The 19,536-nt window shown below is 36.2% G+C and carries 14 protein-coding genes; 4 read left to right on the top strand and 10 right to left on the bottom strand.

Translation table 11 applies throughout. The features are described from left to right. Positions 1 to 9: 9 nt before the first annotated feature. From SOLCA_RS07500 to SOLCA_RS07480, 5 genes are all read right to left on the bottom strand, one after another. The gene (locus SOLCA_RS07500) at positions 10 to 573 is read right to left on the bottom strand and encodes a Crp/Fnr family transcriptional regulator (protein ID WP_157604528.1); all 564 of its coding nucleotides are present in this window, start codon (positions 571 to 573) and stop codon (positions 10 to 12) included. Positions 574 to 817: 244 nt separating this feature from the next. Then, complete coding sequence (locus SOLCA_RS07495; protein WP_014679840.1) at positions 818 to 4,141, bottom strand: glycoside hydrolase family 38 N-terminal domain-containing protein; 3,324 nt, start codon at positions 4,139 to 4,141, stop codon at positions 818 to 820. Positions 4,142 to 4,215: 74 nt separating this feature from the next. Next, positions 4,216 to 5,640 carry a sugar porter family MFS transporter gene (locus tag SOLCA_RS07490; RefSeq protein WP_014679839.1) on the bottom strand — a complete coding sequence of 475 codons (1,425 nt, stop codon included), beginning with the start codon at positions 5,638 to 5,640 and terminating at the stop codon, positions 4,216 to 4,218. A 7-nt stretch (positions 5,641 to 5,647) separates the two neighbouring features. Continuing rightward, positions 5,648 to 8,362: an ROK family protein gene (locus SOLCA_RS07485; protein ID WP_014679838.1), complete on the bottom strand. Its 2,715-nt coding sequence runs from the start codon at positions 8,360 to 8,362 to the stop codon at positions 5,648 to 5,650. A gap of 3 nt (positions 8,363 to 8,365) precedes the next feature. Beyond that, on the bottom strand, positions 8,366 to 9,106 hold the full coding sequence (locus tag SOLCA_RS07480) for a GntR family transcriptional regulator (RefSeq protein WP_014679837.1): 741 nt from the start codon (positions 9,104 to 9,106) through the stop codon (positions 8,366 to 8,368). A 711-nt stretch (positions 9,107 to 9,817) separates the two neighbouring features. Between SOLCA_RS07480 and SOLCA_RS22230 the strand changes: the two genes are divergently transcribed. Continuing rightward, complete coding sequence (locus SOLCA_RS22230) at positions 9,818 to 13,933, top strand: ATP-binding protein (RefSeq protein ID WP_014679836.1); 4,116 nt, start codon at positions 9,818 to 9,820, stop codon at positions 13,931 to 13,933. On the opposite strand, the gene SOLCA_RS07470 is transcribed toward SOLCA_RS22230, so the two are convergent. After that, complete coding sequence (locus tag SOLCA_RS07470) at positions 13,920 to 14,324, bottom strand: response regulator (RefSeq protein WP_014679835.1); 405 nt, start codon at positions 14,322 to 14,324, stop codon at positions 13,920 to 13,922. The two genes, SOLCA_RS22230 and SOLCA_RS07470, sit on opposite strands and share 14 nt — an antisense overlap. A gap of 355 nt (positions 14,325 to 14,679) precedes the next feature. On the opposite strand from SOLCA_RS07470, the gene SOLCA_RS07465 reads away from it, so the two are divergent. Further along, positions 14,680 to 15,147 (top strand): ferritin-like domain-containing protein, encoded by a 468-nt coding sequence (locus SOLCA_RS07465; protein ID WP_014679834.1) that lies wholly within the window; start codon positions 14,680 to 14,682, stop codon positions 15,145 to 15,147. A gap of 6 nt (positions 15,148 to 15,153) precedes the next feature. Here SOLCA_RS07465 and SOLCA_RS07460 read toward each other — a convergent pair whose 3' ends face one another. Continuing rightward, positions 15,154 to 15,429, bottom strand: a complete 276-nt coding sequence (locus SOLCA_RS07460) for a hypothetical protein (protein WP_014679833.1) — start codon at positions 15,427 to 15,429, stop codon at positions 15,154 to 15,156. 167 nt (positions 15,430 to 15,596) lie between these two features. Between SOLCA_RS07460 and SOLCA_RS22225 the strand changes: the two genes are divergently transcribed. Beyond that, the gene (locus SOLCA_RS22225) at positions 15,597 to 17,036 is read left to right on the top strand and encodes a sensor histidine kinase (protein WP_014679832.1); all 1,440 of its coding nucleotides are present in this window, start codon (positions 15,597 to 15,599) and stop codon (positions 17,034 to 17,036) included. Positions 17,037 to 17,055: 19 nt separating this feature from the next. Further along, positions 17,056 to 18,537, top strand: a complete 1,482-nt coding sequence (locus SOLCA_RS07450; protein WP_014679831.1) for a hybrid sensor histidine kinase/response regulator — start codon at positions 17,056 to 17,058, stop codon at positions 18,535 to 18,537. Positions 18,538 to 18,564: 27 nt separating this feature from the next. Here the strand turns inward: SOLCA_RS07450 and SOLCA_RS07445 are convergent, their stop codons facing one another. Genes SOLCA_RS07445 through SOLCA_RS23095 form a run of 3 tightly spaced genes read right to left on the bottom strand, consistent with a single transcriptional unit; the run spans position 18,565 to position 19,451 of the window. Continuing rightward, positions 18,565 to 19,101 carry a YciE/YciF ferroxidase family protein gene (locus SOLCA_RS07445; protein WP_014679830.1) on the bottom strand — a complete coding sequence of 179 codons (537 nt, stop codon included), beginning with the start codon at positions 19,099 to 19,101 and terminating at the stop codon, positions 18,565 to 18,567. Between the two features lie 7 nt (positions 19,102 to 19,108). Next, on the bottom strand, positions 19,109 to 19,264 hold the full coding sequence (locus SOLCA_RS23100) for a hypothetical protein (protein WP_014679829.1): 156 nt from the start codon (positions 19,262 to 19,264) through the stop codon (positions 19,109 to 19,111). Positions 19,265 to 19,295: 31 nt separating this feature from the next. After that, positions 19,296 to 19,451, bottom strand: a complete 156-nt coding sequence (locus SOLCA_RS23095; RefSeq protein ID WP_014679828.1) for a lmo0937 family membrane protein — start codon at positions 19,449 to 19,451, stop codon at positions 19,296 to 19,298. Positions 19,452 to 19,536: the final 85 nt, after the last annotated feature.

Raw genomic sequence — 19,536 nt, 5'->3', positions numbered from 1 at the left:
GATGTAAAATCAATTAATTGAAGCTCTTATTCTGCTTAAAGTTTCTTGACTAATGTCCATGAGGGAAGCAATATGCTTTAATTTTGCTTTTTGTATAATTTGAGGAAATGAATGAAGTAAATACAAATACTTTTCCTGAGCATTCATTAATTTATACAAATGATGAAACTCATTAATTTTAGAAAGGTATAATCGAAGTTGTTTTATATGAAATTTTGAAAATAATGGGTATTCCAATAAAATCTGTTCATCCGAATAGGACAATGAATAAACGACCGTTTCTTCGCAAGCCTGAAAATATTCGAATGAAGGTTTTTGCTCAAAAAAACTACTTAATGATATAATGAATTGATTGTTGGTATATATCCATTTGGTTATATCTTCTCCGTCCTCAAAATAGAATCTGCGTACTAATCCGGATTTAATAAAGCATACTTTCGAACATATCTTTCCTTCTTCCACAACAAATTCATTTTTCTTAAAGGTTTCTTTAACAAAGTACTTTTTGATGGCTTCTTCAGTTTCTATATCTAGCTCTTGAAAATTATTTATAAAAGCAATTAATTCGTTCATTCTTTTGTTTATTTCTACAGTTTCGCGGCTTGTCTGATAATGCGATGCACTTGTTTTGGTTTTGCTATTATAGAACTTTTTTTTACCAATGACCAACTACATTAATAAATTCGAGGTATTTAACTAACACCCTTTACAATGCAAAAAGCAACGCATCAATTGCCCTAATTGCAATGGATGCGTTGCTTACTTACCGGTTGAATTATCAGCTGTATTTATTATCTCTTCATTATTCAACCACTATTTACTTTATAGTTCTTAGCTCTAAAACCCCCATTCCGCTTAGCGAGATGGCTTCATTATGCTGAAAAGTTTTTCCTGTATTCGTATTAATGAATTGTGATGGCTTTAGATTTTGCCATTGAATTTTCGTTTGCTCTGATGAAGATTCCGGATTGTAAAGTCGAATAAGGAAACTACCATCCTGCTGCGGTGTTATGCTGGTAACCACTATGCGATTATTACTGAGCGCAAATAATCCTCCTTTAAGACCCATTGATTCATTTACCGGCAATGCCACTAAAGGTTGTGTAAATTCCGAACCCATTTTTTCTGTTTCAGAATAACTGAATTTGCCATGTGGCCTTAATGCATACCTAAAGCGTGCTATCCCTTCCTGATCAGCTTTATAATTGGTATGCCAGTAGTTATTCATTACATAGCTGAACCATGTTGCGGTTGGTTTACCTTCCTTTTTCCATTCTTTATGGCTAGGTGGCACTACAAGTCGTTCATCAATCATGTTGCCGGGTTCAACCAATGGCGCCTCAAGCAACATCCATTGTACACCTCTATCGCTAGTGTTTACATCCAACCACCTACGGCCGTACAAATAATCCATATTAGAGCCTGGTAACTGATCAGTAATGTATTGCATTGAACCATAACCCACATCTATTATTGTTTTACACAATGTTTCATTAAAAGGAAATCCAAAATGTACGGCTTCTTTATTTCGAATAGCTTTTTTGTCTACTATATTTTCAATGGCCACTTCTTGACTTCCAGCGTATAAGTTCATTCTGCGTTCCAGTTTATTAGCTCCGGGAGCATCGGAAATCAGACTAATCGTTTTTAGTACCGGACCGTTTTCTAGAACTTGCAACTGCACACTGCCATTGGTCTCTGCATCGGCCGGATTTAAACCTGGTACATACCAATAGCTGTTTAATCCCTGCTTACTAAAATCTCCGGCATAATTAAAGTCAGTACCCAAATTCAGGTTCAACAAACTGCCATTTGTTTTATCCCATTGAACGCTCACTTTTCCGTTCGAAAGGGAATTATCTGTTAAAATAAACGGTGTTGGTGCAATAGGGGCTTCAGCATTTGTTAGTTCATAAATTGCGGTTCCCAAAGGCGGCACATCTTGCGCAATAAAGACATAACTACCATCCTTTAATTTTTGGAGCGGTAATAATTTACCTGAACCATCTTTAACCGATTTTGCACTTACATCTGCAGATAACTTAACAGGCCCACTGCGTTTCCAGGATAACGTATTTAAAACGGCTATTTTTTTCGATTTTATATTACTGAAAGGTTGTAATAACTCTTTTTCCAATCCATTAATTTCTTCATCAGCATCCAACATAAATTGCTTTTTTATGCGCCATTGCTCGGTTACAAAAGAAACATCTGGTTGCGAAATACTATTATGAGCTCCCCATGTATGTTCATGAAACATGATTACATTTTTCCAAGCCTCATAAAACCTTTCCTGATTATATTGACTGGGATTTAGCATAGCATACAGTGTAGTCAATTGCTGCAGGCGCAAACTATTCACCCGATTTTTCCCTTCCTCTGCTGCGGTAGAAGCAGCACCATCTTCCCAGTAAGGCGTAATATCACCTTTTACCTGTTGAAGTTGAGTTCCATACTTTTGCTCGAATTCTTCAAACAATTTATCGGTGGTATTCAACACAATTTTTGGGGATGCATATTTCTTATTCCATTGATCTACAAAGCGGGAAATAGCCGTATCAATCGGACCGTTATCGGCAACACAATTATAGCGCCACTGCACCATTTCATAAGGATAATTATTCTTATCCAATTCATTCAGGTAGGAAGCAATTTTTCCGGGGCCACGTTCAAATACTCCTCCCGGAGCTACTCCATGCCACGATGAATAGCCTTTGGCTCCTGTCCAGAATAAGACCTTTTCATCACCCGAAGGAGAAACCCACCAAACGGGCTTATCACCCCAGGTTTTAACAAAATGTCCAGCCCGGTCGCCCCAATACGGGTGACTCTCACCTAAAAAATTCGGGCCACTTGAAAAATACCGAACACCTCCTTTGGCCAGCGCTGTTACTGTGGTCCATGCAAAACCCGGCACATCCGAAATCATAGCACTATTTATGGTTACCCCATACTCTTTCCTCAGTTTATCAGCATAATCAGTATAATGAAACATTTCTTCCGGCTGACTAAGACCGGTAAGAATATTAGCATACAAGGCAGAAAGGCAAATGCTTCCTTCCTTTACAGCCGCGATAAACTTCTCTTTTTGTAAGGGTGAAGCCTGTTTCATATAATTTTCAACCGCCCATAAAGATTCGATATTCCACTTGAACTGAGCCTCTTTGGGAAGATTTCTTGTGGATTCTATCATCTGTAATGCGTCATCAATGTTCTTTAAATGAATTTTCAACACCTCCGGCTGAAGATGAGAATAACCTATATCGGTATGAGAATGATGAATAAAATGCAGCACACGATATTTCACAGGCTTAAGTTGCACAAACTTGTTAATCAAAACTTTGCTTCCGAAAGCCACACGAAGCATTACGCTATCTTCTTTTTGTACAGCATTTACAGGAATATCAAATTTATTTACGCCATTTTGGAGGCGAAAAGGAGGTAGTTCCTTATTATTGATTTTAACATGCAATTGCTCTTCTTTGCCAAAATGCAAAGCGGTTAAAGCAATGATTTGTTGCTGGTCTTTTAACAAAAATGGTCGGGGATATACATCAGCCTTTTCTTCAAATGAGAATTTAAAGGTCATGTACCAATCATTACTTTTTTCTGCTTGCCCTACAATTTTAAGTTTCACCGGCATTCCTGGTTTAACTTTGCTCAGTGGCAAACGTAGAAAGGCCAACCCGTGAGCATCACTAGCTCCATCTCTTTTGGTTTGATGAAAAACCAACGCAGAACTATCGGCCGCAACAAACTTCCAATCAGGAGTTTGATGTGCGGGTTGCGTGGTAAAGGTTAGTAATTTTTCATCATTAAGGTATAAATCGAAATAGCGTGTGCCAGCGCTGGTTCCAGATGAATGCGCTGCTACCCAACTAAAATAAATATACTTCCCCTTTATTTTTTGAGGAACCGGAGCGGTTTCCCAAACTATTTCCTTTTTCCCATCGGTACATCGGGTAAGTAAGGCTGTTGTTGCATATTCGGGATATGCAGAATCATAATTTATATTTTCGCCTTTAATCTCTTTGGCATAACCGTTAATCCACTCAATCTTTCCAAAATAGGGCACGGTTAATTGCGCATAAGAACGAACTGTTAAGACAATCACAAAAAGTGATAAAATGACTTTTCTCATAGCGGTTTATTTGATAAACTGGATTGATTTTTCGTTGTATAATTCTTTAAAATTTATATCTGACAATCATGTTGTTAACTTTTCTCTAACGACGCTGCCTGATGGGTTTCGTTCTGCCAGAAATGTTCAATTTCTTCCAATGTCTTTCCTTTTGTTTCAGGAATTTTTTTCCAAGACAGCACAAATGCATAAGCACTAAATAAGGCGAAAACAAGGAAGGTAATGGAAGCTCCGGTGCTTTGTAACATTACCGGAAAGAATTGGCCTACCACCCAATTAGCAACCCATAAGCTCATAGTAGAAATAGCCACGGCCCCGCCCCTAACATTGGTCGGAAAAATTTCGCTAATAACCACCCAGGTAACCGGGCCAAAAGAAAAGGCAAAGCAGGCAATGAACAGGATGATAGGTATTAATACCAAAAAGCTTGTTGTGTTTAAAGCAAATAACAGCGCGGCTAGCAACAGTGATATAACAGCCCCTCCTATTCCCCATAACAACAGTGGCTTTCTACCCTTTTTATCAATGAAATAGATAGCGACAAAAGTGAACAACATATTCACAACGCCAATGGTTACCTGTCCGCCCAAGGCCTCACTGAGTTTAAAACCCGCCTTTTCTAAAATGGAAGGACCGTAATAAATAATTGCGTTGATACCACTAAACTGCGACAATGCTGCCAACAGTATACCAATGATGATGGGTTTCTTTAGGTATCCAGTAAAGGCAGTCCATATGTTTTTTGCATTACCGGCATTTTCAACTGAATTTAGAATCCCGGTCAGTTCTGTATTAGCTTGTGATGAGCCAAAGATTTTTGTTAAAATCTGTTGCGCTTCTGCTGTTTTTTGTTTCATAGCCAGCCATCTGGGGCTTTCCGGCACAAATACGATCATAAACAGAAAAAGAAGCGCAGGTATAATCCCGGCTGCAAACATGCCTCTCCAAAACTCCTGATGGAAAATTAATTGCAGCCAACCCGTAACTATCACTTCATTATTATGTGCAACAGATAGAATCATCGCATTAGAAAAGTATGCAGCAAGAATTCCTATCGTAATTGCCAATTGATAATAGGTTACCAGCTTACCCCTAACATTTGAAGGGGCCAATTCTGCGATATACATTGGACAAATAACAGATGCCACTCCAATCCCTAAACCACCTAATAATCTGAAAACGATTAACCAAAATGCACTTGGAGCCAATGCGCAACCAATAGCCGAAATACCGAATAGAAATGCCGATAAAAGCATTACCTTTTTACGGCCCAGTCGATCACCCATTTTGCCACTGATAGCAACTCCGGCAATGGAACCTAATAAAGCGGAACTTACATACCATCCCTCCATTAAAGCATCCATATTGTATTGCTGCTTAACAAAGACGATGGTTCCTGAAATAACAGCAGTATCAAAACCGAATAAAAAACCGCCCAGCGTTGCTGTAAGTGTGATTAAGATAAGAAAGCGTGTGTTTAAGGTTGAGTTTTTTTGCATTGTTGTTTTAATTACTTGTACAACATTCGTTTTTTACATAAGCGACCACCAAGTAAGCTTTACCATTCTTCTGATACCGAACGGTATATTCTTTTACAAAGGCAGGGATTACAAACGTTTCAGCATAGTTGAAAACAGTGGTTTTTCCAGCTACAATTACTTCAATTTCTTCTCCTTCCACCAGCATGCAACAATGGCATTGCCCGTCTGTATTGATGATCGTTTCATTACCAAATTCATATCGGTCAATGGCATAGAAATGTTCGGAGTGAGTAGGTAGTTTAACCATTCTTCCATCTGGCCATTCTTTTACAACTTTAGGGTGAGAAATCAGGTTGGAGGCCACATAATCTCCCTTATATTCAAAGTGTAAATTGTTAAATGCGTGTTCAATATTGATGGGACGTGGATTACCATTAAGGTCTAACCGAAGCCAATCATACATTTTAAAGGTAAAAATGTACGGTGTGCTGCTAATCTCTAGCACTAAATTGTTTTTACCAGAAGCATGTATAGTTCCGTTAGGAATAAGGAATAAGTCATGTTTATGTGCATCTAACTTTTGTACATACTTTTCTACAGGCAACTCAACTCCATTAAGCTGAGCATCAAATAATGCTTGTTTAAGACGATCCGGGTTAATATCATCCTGAAAACCTAAATAAACTTTGGCGTCGGGCTCACCATCCAAAATGTAATAAGTCTCATCTTGCGTGAAATTCTCTCCAAAATTTTCGCGGATGTATTGGGTTCTGGGGTGACACTGAATGGAAAGATTGCCGCCGTCATAGGTATCAAGAAAATCAAAACGAATGGGAAATTCGGTTCCAAATCGGTTAGCGGCTTTTCCTAATAATTTTTGGTTATTATGGTATAACAGGAAATCGAAAGAAACCTCCAGCAAGTGATTGTCCCCTTCCAACACAATTCCATTTTCGGGTGTAATTAATTCAAAAGACCAGGCGTAATTTATTTCTTCCTGCGGTAGTCCTTCAATTTTTTCTTTCATCCAATTTCCACCCCACACACCTGCTTCAAACCAAGGTTTTGCCCTGAAAGGTTGTTGAAACATTTCATCCAATGTGCTCCTAAAGTCATCACCCCTCATCCAGGTAACTTCGTTTATTCGTTGCTCATCAACTATATAATCAACTTTAGAAAGTAGTTGGTGCTTGTGTTTGTTTAATACGGGCCAGTCGACAAAATAGAACCGCTTGTACGTCTGCGAATTCTCAAGTATTTCTTTTGAACCAAGATTGGTAATACTTTGAGCACGCATTCGATACTGGATTTCATTTTTAGGAACATCAAGATAAACAAGTGGACCTTCCCAATTACTTAACGCAGCACCTGTTCCATAAACAATACACAGATCTGCATGTTGATCCGGTGTTAACAGACTTAGCTTTTTCTGATCAAAAAAATCAATCAAGCTGCCCAAATATTTTTTTCCAAATATCGGATCATCGCCATTTAAGTTACCGGCAATCATCTCGTTTATTTCGTCAGGAGTTTTAAGGCTGGAATCAATATCATACCATAATACTTTTTTGCCATAGCCATTAAAACACTGCTGCATGTTCATTCGGAATGAATCCCATAATATGCCACCAAAACCATCAATAATAACCGTCTTTTCGGCTAATAAACTTTGCACCAATGAATCATAACCAGTTTGGACTGTATGTTGCGTGCTAAAAGTTGGAAAGATGTTATAGGATTGATGAGATGGAGAAGATTTGGTTAGTGGTAGTATAGGTTGTGTGGTTTTTCGTACTGTTGGAATGAAATCCATTGATAATTCTTGATGATTTATAGAATGAGTTAATTTTTCTTCAATGCACTTTTTTTCAGCTATAAGTGCAGCACCCGTCAGAATGCTCTCTTCGGTATGATTGCAATAAATAATATCCAAATGCTTAAGCTGCTGCAATTCGGATCTTAATGTTTCATTAAACAAAGCGTTTGCATTACTTATATTTCCGCCAATTACAAGAACTTCACATTCGAACTCTTTCAACCAAGGAAATAAGAAAGCGCCCAGGTTAGCACCAAAGTCATTAAACATGGACGCTGAAACCTGATTCTTAGCTTCGGCTAATTCCTTTACACTCCGAATTTCTTGTCCGGTTCTATTTGTAAACTCTTTAAGAAACCAACGTGTGGAGAAATAATCGTCGGCAATGGCATCTAAAAAAGGCTCGTTATAAAAAGCTCCAATTGCCGGAAGCGCAACATGATTATGAATCAAGCAGTCTTCTTCCATAAATGCAGAGCCAAAACCTGTCCCTAATGTTAGGAATACAGATCTTTTGCAGCTTAATTGTAAATGATGATGGGCACCAACGGCAAAACAATGGGCATCATTGGCGAAATAAAATGGTACATTGGAGAGGGCGATACTACTTTTTAAGGCTTGTTGCACATGTATTCCAAAGGTTGACTCAAACTTTCCTCCTACAAATGCAATGTTGCTTACTCCCTTTTGATAATCAAATGGCCCCGGGAAAGCTATACCAACTGAATCAATTGTTTCTTCATCGATTTCAACAAAGGTTTGATTGATCGTATTGCCAATGGTTTGTAAAATAGAACTGGCCTCGTCGAACGCATTGATGGTAGCTCTCTTTATCTGAGGCGTACCAGGAGTTTGCAGATCAATAATACTTGCTGACACATGACTTCCGCCGACATCAACTCCGATAGATTTTCTAGTTCCCATGGTTTAAATTGAACGTTTGATTTCTATGCTATAGGTAAACCAGTCACTTCGGTAATAGCACACGTTATACTCAATAGGTTTCCTTCCGGCATCAAGAACTAACCTTTTTCTTTCCAATAATGGCTCGCCTTCTTTTATTTTAAGTATCTCAGCAATTTTATCACTAGCTGCAATGGCTTTAATTTCTTCCTGAGAATAAACCGGTATTACGTTGTACTTCTCATCCAATAACTCGTACAAAGGCTTTTCAAAGTTTTCATTCTCCGAAATCCCTATACGTGGATGAAAGTAGGATTCGAAATACACCATAGGATTTTCATCTGTACTGCGAACCCGCTTTAAGCAAATCACTTCTGTTTCTGTTTGAATCTGAAGGCTCTGAGCTACTTCATCCGTTACCGGCTTCATTTCAGTTATTAGCAACAGATTTTTAAAAGACAGCCCCATGCTTTCCATTTCATGCGTAAAACTCATCCAATTATTGAGGTTTGTGGCAATCTTTTGCTTGGTTACCCTTGTGCCTAATCTTTTCTTTCTTTCAAGCAGCCCTTCCTTTACGAGGTTGTTGATCGCTTGCCTTAATGTATTTCTTGAAATGCTCCAACGCTGAGCAAGGTCTGTTTCCTTTGGAAATAAAGCGCCATTACTAAAGTCAGGATGCTGGATAAGCGATCTCAACGCATCTTCAGCCTGTTTATTCAACGGTATTTTACTATCGTGATCAAGTAAAGGTATTTTGTGCATATGTTTGAACATATTACAAATCTAAGATAGTTTATAAAATTTCCAAATGATATACTATAAAATCTTTCGAGAGAATTTAACTATTGAAATTGTTTACTACTGTTCAATTTGGAAAGTACCCGCAATGAAGAGCAGAAATCGAATAACAAGGTGTGATGCGGTTAGAATGGGTTAATTTTCTTCAATACACGATTTTCCACTACAAGTGCTGTACCGGTAACAATACTTTGCGTTATAGTTGCAATAAATGACACTCAAATGGTTAAGCTGTTGCCATTCAATTTGTTATGCATATACTTCCGTCAATCACGGGCGTTTCCTATTCGAACTGTTTCAGTCATGGTATTTTATCCGGTCATATCATCCTCAGAGCGATCACTCAAAATAAAACGAACTAAAACGTAAAGGAATACTGCACCTATAATACATACCAGTATTGTTAATAATATAGAACCCAATAAATAGGACATAATCTATAGGAAAACAAGGTTTTTGGTTAACGCTGTTGGTTTAATTTATTATCTAAATTTACAAAAAAGAGCGCAATAAAAAGCTGAATTTTAGCAAAATAGAATTAAAGTAGTTTTTACGTTTTCGAAAGTAAGCTCCGTGACCCAGTTCCTCTCCTAATTTCACCATGTTTCGTTGAATGAGAATACATGATTTATTACTACTAATTCTGTAAATTCATTAACCATTAACCCTGTCGCCATGTATTTTCTTTCCGGCAATGATAAAATGAGTCGTTTAATTCGGGAGAAAAACTGGGATGAAGTTGGATTAGGAGAACCTAAATCCTGGCCCCAGCAATTAAAAACGGCTTGTAGCATTATGTTAAACTCCCGTTTTCCCATGATTATCTGGTGGGGAAAAGAGTTGTTGTTTCTGTACAATGATGCATATATAAGCACGCTGGGTATAAAACATCCGGAGGTATTGGGTAAACCCGGTAAAATGGTTTGGAGTGAAATCTGGGAAGAAATTGGCCCCCTATTAATCGGTGTACAGCAGACTGGAGTTGCAACCTGGTCAGAAAATCAGCGCTTATTTTTAGAAAGAAGTGGTTATCCGGAAGAAACTTACCATACCTTTTCCTATAGTCCGATTTATAATGAAACCGGACAAGTTGCAGGAGTTTTTACTGCGGTTCAGGAAACTACGGCTAGTGTATTAACAGAGCGACAGTTAAGCTTTCTGAAAGATTTCAGTCAGGAAATTACTGATAACACTTCTACAGATGAAATGTTTAATAACGCGTTGGAAGTCATCAGAAACAACCCGCTTGACTTTCCCTTTGCAGCATTATATAGTCAGGTGGGCAACGAAATAAAGTATGTAGAAGGAACTCATAACCTTTCATCTCTATCTTTTGACGAAATTATCTCCTTAGACACCTATCAAAAGGATAAAGAAATTGAAATCCATCATTTACCAGCATCAATTATCACAAAACTTACATCCGTTATTGGGGAGAAACCTTCTTCCTCTATTATTCTGTTTATCTTTAATAATCCGACAACAAGTGATAAGATTTTAATTACTATAGGTTTAAGCCTTTATAGGAAATTGGACGAATTATATTTCAACCTATTTGAGCAGATGGCAGATCTTATTAAAATTAATCTAATAAAGATTAACGAATTTGAAGCTGAAAGAAAAAAAACAGAAGCACTCACCGAAATCGATAGATCAAAAACAACTTTTTTTACCAATATCAGCCATGAGTTCAGAACCCCATTAACACTTATTTTGGGGCAGGTTGAAAACCTGCTGAATGATAGTTTAAGTGATTCTAAGCAGGTTAAAGACCAGCTTTCATCTGTTCATCGTAACAGTATACGATTACTAAAATTGGTGAATACTCTTTTAGACTTCAGTCGCATTGAAGCCAGAAGGACTACCGTTCACTACTCACCTATCAAATTATGTTTATTTACGAAGGAATTAAGCAGCAGTTTTCGTTCAATAATAGAAAGCGCCGGCTTATCCTATCATGTAAATTGTGCAGATCTGGAAGAAGAAGTATACGTTGACCCAGAAATGTGGGAAAAAATTGTGCTTAACCTTCTATCAAATGCTTTTAAATACACTCTTAAAGGTTCTATTAGTATAGAACTTTCAAAAGAAGAACCGTATGCCGTTCTAAGGGTAAAAGATACCGGCATCGGAATTGAATCAGCTGAAATCGGTGATATATTTAAGCGATTCTATAAGAACACCAACTCACAAGGAAGGAGTGTTGAAGGTACAGGCATTGGTCTATCGTTGGTTCATGAATTGGTAACAATTATGCACGGAACTATTGCTGTTGAGAGTACCTTCGGTAAAGGTTCGACCTTTATCGTCAGTATTCCTTTAGGCATGGAACATATTCCTAAAAAACAATTACAATCGCCTTCAAAAAGTAAGTATTCAGCCAGCTCACAGATGTATCTTAAAGAAGCGATTAGTTTGACCGAAAGTAAAAAAACAGACCAAAAACTTGGTAAAAATAACGAAGGTCGGATACTGGTTATTGACGACAATGCCGATATGCGCAATTATATAACTAATCTGCTTTTACCCTATTATGAAGTTTCCGTTGCTATTAATGGTAAAGATGCACTACAGAAAATTAGCAAGAATCTTCCTGATATTATCCTAAGTGATGTGATGATGCCGGTAATGAATGGAGTGGAACTCCTGCATCAATTAAAAAATAATCCGGCTACAGCTTCAGTGCCATTTATTTTATTAACTGCCAGAGCCGGTGAAGAGTCTAAGATTGAAGGGTATGAAATGGGAGCTGATGATTACCTGATTAAGCCTTTTTCTGCACAAGAATTGATAGCACGTATAAAGTCGCAGTTAAGAATTACCCGTTATCGTTCTCACATTTTTGAACAACAACGCAACTTGTTTATTCAGGCTCCTATCGCTATAGCCATTGTAAAAGGCAAGGATCATCGTTTTGAATTAATGAATGAGCGAATGCAGGAAATGTTTCAGAAAAAAGAAGCTGAAGTACTTAACAAACCTGCTTTTAATATCTTCCCCGAAGCAGCAAGCCAGGGCTTTATGGAGTTCATGAATAAAGCTTATCAAACTGGTGAACGGGTAATTCTGCATGAAGTACCCCTGCTACAAAATCAGAAGGGCAAGCAAGTTCTATTCTACCTGAAAGTCATTTATGAACCTTTACGCGAAGAAGACGGTAGTATTTCTGGTCTTATGGCTATGGCAGATGATATTACAGAGTTAGTATTGTCGCGCAAAAGAATTGAAGATAGTGAAAAGCATTACAGGGAGCTTATTTCTGAATCTCCAATGGCTATTGCCATTTTATCAGGCCCTGAAATGGAAGTTGAATTTGCTAACAAAACGATTTTGAAGACTTGGAACAAGCATGACCACAAAAAATTCTTCCCTATTCTAACCCAACTGTTCAGAAAAAACTTTTCTAAAGAACTTGACTATGTTTTTACTACAGGCAATCATTATTACGGACACGAAATAAAATTAAGACTCAAAACTGAATATGAAATAAAAGATGTTTATTACAATCTGGTCTTTCAACCAAACCGCAATATTGATGAAAAAATAATAGGCGTAGTAATTCTAGCCAATGAGGTAACTCCTGAGGCATTAATAAAAGAGAATATCATAAAAAGTGAAAAAGAACTTCAACAGCTTTCAAACGCAATGCCTCAGTTGGTTTGGATTGCTAATCAGCAAGGTGATATTTATTATTATAACAATAGGATTGAGGAATATAACCATACCGAAAAATCAGCACATTATAAATGGGAAACTATAGTTCACCAGGAGGATATTGAATTTACCAGGCAGAGGTGGAATAATGCGATGAACAATAAAATACCTTATGAAGCGGAACATCGCCTGAGGATGGCTGACGGGTCGTATAAGTGGCATTTAAGCAGGGCTTTCCCTCAATTAAATGAAAATAACGAAGTGATAAAATGGTACGGAACAGCCACAAATATAGATGCTTTAAAGAGATCGGAAGTTAAACTAAAAGAGGCCGAACAAAAGCTAAAAAATGCCGCAATAGAATTGGAAAAACGAATTGAAGATCGTACCGTAGCACTTACACAAAGCAACTTAATGCTTAAACGGATAAATTATGAGTTGGAACAATTTGCCTATATCACTTCGCATGATTTACAAGAACCTTTGCGTAAAATCAGGGTTTTTTCAAACCTGATTTTGGACAATGAACAGCTTTCAGAACCAACCAAAAAGTACCTGCAAAAAATAGATGTTTCTGCAAATAGAATGTCTGATCTAATTAAAGCAATCCTTAATTATTCGCAACTGGAGAGACCCGAAGAGAGTTTTACACTTGTCGACTTGAATCAGCTACTTTCTGCAACTCTTGAAAATCTGGAAGTTTTGATTCAAGAAAAAAAAGCAGTTATTAAATCAGCTATCATACCTCCTATTAAGGCTGATCCGCTTCAGATGCAACAACTGTTTATGAATATTATTGAAAATGGACTTAAATTTTCAAACCCTCCAACGCATATCAACATAAAATCAACGATAGTTGATGGTAAGAGCCTTTCCATGGGAAATGAAGACTTACTACACCAACGTTATCTTAAACTTGATTTTGAAGATAATGGTATCGGTTTCGAACAAAAATTTGCACCACTGATCTTTACCATTTTTCAGCGTTTGCACCCGTTGGATTATAAAGGCACAGGCATAGGGTTAGCAATCTGCAAAAAAATTGTAGATAATCACCATGGATTTATTAAAGTTAGTAGTGTGGTAAACCAAGGTACTGTGATTACCATTTTTTTACCATTATTTAATAATGAATAGGTAGCATCCGGATAAATATTTTCTGCAGCTTTTGAGTAAGATCTTTAACAGACGGAGGTTTTTCAATATAACCATCAGCCCCTAATTCTATCATTTCCTGCTCAATACGTTTGTTAAAATAGGTAGAATAGATGATTACCGGAATATGCATAAAGCGAGGATCATCTTTAAACAATTTCAGGAATATTTTTCCATTCATACGGGGCATATTGATATCAAGAAATACAATGGATGGTAGTTTAGTTAATGACTCCAGTTTTTGTAAAGCTTCTGCCCCATCTCGTGCGAACATGCACACAATAGGATACTCAATATCACTAATCGCTAACTTAAATATCTCCTGATCATCCAGATCATCATCTATTAAAAAACAACTTGATATTGGTTGCATGATTTTGGCAAATTATTGAACATTTCGCTACATTTTTCAATTGAAGTAAATGCTGTGACGTAAAAATTTCATTCATATTCCATAATAAACCTTAATTTATGAAAAACACAGCAGTATTAGATGAGATAAAAAACATTTTTTCAAAAACGAAGAAACAAGTGCCCTGACTGAAGGTGTTTCACAAACCATCACTGTATTTGATAATATATTAAAATAGTTGTATATAAAACTCACACTGTTCCACAAATTGAGTAAAAATTAGTAATAGACTACACCTCCATCTATTCCTGCAACCTATTTTTCAGCTTTTAATTAGGGCATAATTTTGGGGTTCTAATTAGCTAAAATGTGGTGTATGGAATTAACAAATTTTTCAGAAGTTGCTACTGCTTTAAATGATTTAATAATAATAAATAAAGACCGTATTGCGGGGTATGAAAAAGCCGAAAAACTAACTAAAAATGAAGAATTAAAAACACTCTTTCAGCGACTGGCAGAAGACAGTACCAAAAACATTCATGAACTTTCTGATCAGCTTATTAAAATTAACAATAAGCCGGTAGACAGTTCAAGTTTGCCAGGGAAGTTTTACCGTTCATGGATGAATGTAAAAGCGCTCTTCTCCGGTAATGATGATCATTCTATTCTGAGCGATTGTGAATTTGGAGAAACTATAGCGCTCGAAAATTACAAGAAAGTGGAACAGAATATTCTCTTTACAATGGGAACAACAATAAATATGCTAATAGAACAGCAAAAAAGTAGGATTACCGATGGACATGATCTTGTCAAGCGATTAAGAAACGCCCTCCGAACTCCTTAACCCTAATTACATTAATAATTCTTTATCCGGATCTGTCTTTCGATAATCGTCATCTCCTTTCGGATTATCTGCCGCAACTTCTGTTGAGGCCTGTACCGGAATTTGATCTTTTACTTCCTTGCGCTTGTTTTCGTCCTTCGTTTTAGGATCTTCTTCTACTTTATCAGGTTTCTTTCGTGATGACGGAGTTTTAGTTGTACCTGTTTTAACCGGCGAGCCATGTGGGGGGGTATTCAGACTTTTATTATTTTTTATAACTCCTTGTTTTTTTTTCGATTCCATAACATGTAATTGGTATATAAATTGAATTTATTAGTTGATTATAGTGTATAAGAAAATAAAGTGCCAAACGACTTTCTTAACAAGAAAAATGAGTATTTTTCTGAATATGTGACATTTGTGAAAATAATTACACAAATCTGGTCGTGATTTAAATTATTTGTTATAGAATGTTCAATCTGCTAAATACATTATTTAAGATTAGAATTGGATTTTCGATTTCTATATTTCTGCTGGTAGTAACATCAGTGCTTTCCTTTATCATTTGCATTTCTTTCTTTAGAAAGGTTACAATGGTTAATCGTTCGCAGGAAGTAATCAGTCACATTCAGGATTTACGGTTGTGCTTGAAAGAAACCGAATCAAATATCAGAGCCTATGCACTTAGTAAGAATACAGTTTTTCTTATCCCTACTTTAGACAACCAACATCAAAAAGCTTTTTCTCTTTTAAGACAAATTACTCCGGATATAAATAGAAACGGAGTTGATGATATAAGTGTTGAACTTCTTGAAATTAAGATTAACGGAAGGTTTAAGTTTTGGGAGAATATTATTAAAGATCCGGCATGTTTTCAACAACCTGCTTGTTTTATGGAAAGTAATAAGCAAATGAATGCACTTGAACTGGATTTTTCATCTATTATTTACACACAAAAGAAGATTCTTCAGGAACGTAACCGAAAATATATCAATAATGCAGAGGTGTTGATACCAATCATTTTAATCACTTCATTGATGGGTATAATTATTTCAGTGTTCGCCTATCTTGGTTTACAAAATGAAATAAAATCAAAACAGGAAGCCCTATCTAAATTAAGCCTGTTAAAGGCCGAACTCGAGTCTAAAATACAGGAACTTAACCATACAAATGATGAGCTTGACCAATTTGCTTATGTAGCATCTCATGATCTGCAGGAACCATTAAGAAAAATCATCTCATTTAGTGAGGTATTACTAAAAAAGCATGGTGGTAAACTGGACAATGATGGTAGAGTTTACCTTGATATCATTTCTAATGCCTCCATAAGAATGAGGAAATTCATTGAAGATTTATTGAATTATTCGCGTCTTTCTCAGGTTGATAGTTCTTTATTTGAAGAAATCAACCTTAATACAATTGTAAAAAGCGTTTTAAAAGACTTAGAATTTATCATAATTGAGAAAAACGCCCAAATTACAGTATCCTCATTACCAACTATTTGGGGAATTAAATTTCAATTGCATCAATTATTTCTTAACTTACTATCAAATTCCCTTAAATACTCCTCACCGGAAAGAAGTCTTGAGATTAGTATTCAGTATCAGCCCATTTTAGGAAACTTAATAACTGATTTTAAACCGCATACCGCTGCTGTTTACTATCAAATAGAGATAAAAGATAACGGAATAGGCTTTGACGATCAAAATGAAAAAGAAATATTCATGATTTTTAATCGGTTGCATGGTCGGAATGAATATACAGGTACTGGTATTGGATTAGCCATTTGTAAGAGGATTGCTGATAATCACAAAGGTTTTATTAAAGCGAAAGGAATTGCAAAAAGTGGCGCCATTTTTACAGTCTTTTTACCCGAAAACCTTTTTAATCCGGCTACGCAAATGATTTAAACCTTAATCCCAAAAGCTAATGACCAATTATATCACAATAGTAATAATAGATGATGATGATGATGATTTTTTGCTGACAAAACACTACTTGGATCAGATTCCTAATCAAAAGTACCAGGTGAAACGAGCATCCAATTATGACGAGGCATTAAGTTTTTTTTCTGAAGATGAAATTGATGTTTTTTTAGTGGATTACAAGCTGGGAAAGTACAAAGGGATTGATATACTGAATATTGCAAAAGTTTATGATGTTAATGCCCCATTTATTATAGTTACCGGAAAAGGAAATTTAAACATTGATAAAGAAGTAATGCTTGCCGGTGCTTACGATTATCTGATTAAAGACGAAATTTCACCAGATTCATTAGAACGTTCTATAAGGTACAGCATTGAACGTTATAATCAATTAAAGATCATTGAAAATAAAGAAAAAAAATACAAAGACATATTTGATAAATCAGGTGACATCATACTATTAACCAATCAATCAGGAAAAATAATTGATGCCAACCCTTGTGCTGTTAAGAAATTTCAGCAAAGCAGAGAAGAATTACTGAAGATGAAAATTATTCATCTTATAGAAGATAATGAACAATTGCATTTTTGGGAATTGGTTATTACTAACCAACTGGAAGGCGAAGTATGCAGTTTCCTTACTGAGTCTATGGATAAAAAAATACTTGGGCTGATTAGTTTTATTGTTCAGGATGAATATAGTTACCAATTTATTATTCACGATGTTACTAAAATAAGCCTGCGTGAAAAAGAACGCCGTGAAGAAGAAAAATTTGCAGCAATGGGACGCATCGCCCGCATTATAGCGCATGAAGTGAAAAACCCGTTAACAAACATAAACTTTGCTATTAATGAGTTGAGAGAAGAAAATAAAAATCCAGAAACAATGATGTTGATAGAGATTGTTGAACGAAATTGCATGCGTATTAATAATCTGGTAACAGAGCTACTTACTTCCACTCGCTTCTCTAAATTAAACCTAGCGAAAAACAATCTAAATGAGTTAATTGTCGATGCCATCAAAATGGCTGAAGACTCTGCCCGAAATAAAAACGTAAACATTAAAAGTCATTTAACAACTGTTGGCGACTTATACCTTGATGGGGAGAAAATAAAAGTTGCTTTGTTAAACATTATCGTAAATGGGATTGAAGCGATTGAAGAGAAAGACGGCGGTGAAATATTTATTACTAATACTAACAACAATGGTAAAATAGTCATCTCTATTAATGACAATGGTAAAGGGATACCTAAAGAAAATTTAAATAAATTATTTGAAGCATTTTATACGAACGGTAAAGATGGTGGCACCGGGTTAGGGCTCACCACTACACAAAACGTGATTCTGAATCATTATGGCTCTATACATGTAGAAAGTGAGGTTGGTACGGGAACAACATTTACAATTACGCTATTACCTTCTGAATTGGAAGAAATGTTTAATTCTGAAAGTTTAATTCTGAAAAAAGAACCCAATACTAAATAAAGCACCTGTTTTTTCCCAATAATTAGGTTATTCACCAGCTGCTTGTTCATTAATAAAAACTTCGGCAATAGTTGAAAAAATGGCATCTGCATTTTTCTCTTCATTGAGTGTTTGTTCCAGCAAATCTGCTGCTTGTGGATGACCCAATACAATTGCTAATGTTTTTAACGTTCCGTAAGATGCAATTTCATAATGTTCAACTTTCTGTAAACAATTTATAATGCACACATCTCTAACCATACTACCTAATTTTGTAGCCTTAATAGTTTTCATTGCATCCTGTACAAGGGCTTTCAAGCCCACATTTGGCTGCATTTGTACGGGTTCATTAATCACAAGAAATACTTCTTCCAGCCGCCAAATTTGCTTATCTATTTCTTTCATATGATTCTCAATGCCCATTCTTAATCGGGCAGAAGTAACATATGACCTTATTTCAGACATCTGTCTTCTAAGGAATTTTTCAGTCCATAGAATATCCTTCAATTGATGCACTAAAAAATCGGGCAAACCTTTTATTTCTGCATTATTGCTTACATTCAGGTCAAGCGGACTAGCACTCATGGTTCAATCACTCCTTTCTGGTGTTAGTACCAGGAGTTTTGCCTTCCATTGAATTATGGTCGGCCTCTCTGGCTTTTTTAGTCATTGCCTTGTCAGTTGGCTGATTCGCACTAGCTGGTTTTTGCGGTTTTTTCAGCTCTTTCTTTGTCTTTTCCTTATCCATTTTTTTGTTTTTTATATACCATTTTTTTTAGTTAAACATTTGTATTAGACCGTATAAAGGTCAATAAGAATGAAATAATTGCCAGTACAAGTAAAACGTGAATAATATTACCTGTATGCCAAACGGTTAATCCCAACAACCACCCGATTATCAGGATTAGGGCTATAAAATATAAGATCGTTTTCATATACTATTTATTTGTAAGCATCATTTATTATTCTTTAAAGAAGAAAGCTTATGAATAAACCGCTACTCACAAGCTTTCTTACCAG

The organism is Solitalea canadensis DSM 3403, from assembly GCF_000242635.2.
GTDB lineage: Bacteria > Bacteroidota > Bacteroidia > Sphingobacteriales > Sphingobacteriaceae > Solitalea > Solitalea canadensis.
This window is presented reverse-complemented; position numbering and strand designations above follow the sequence as displayed.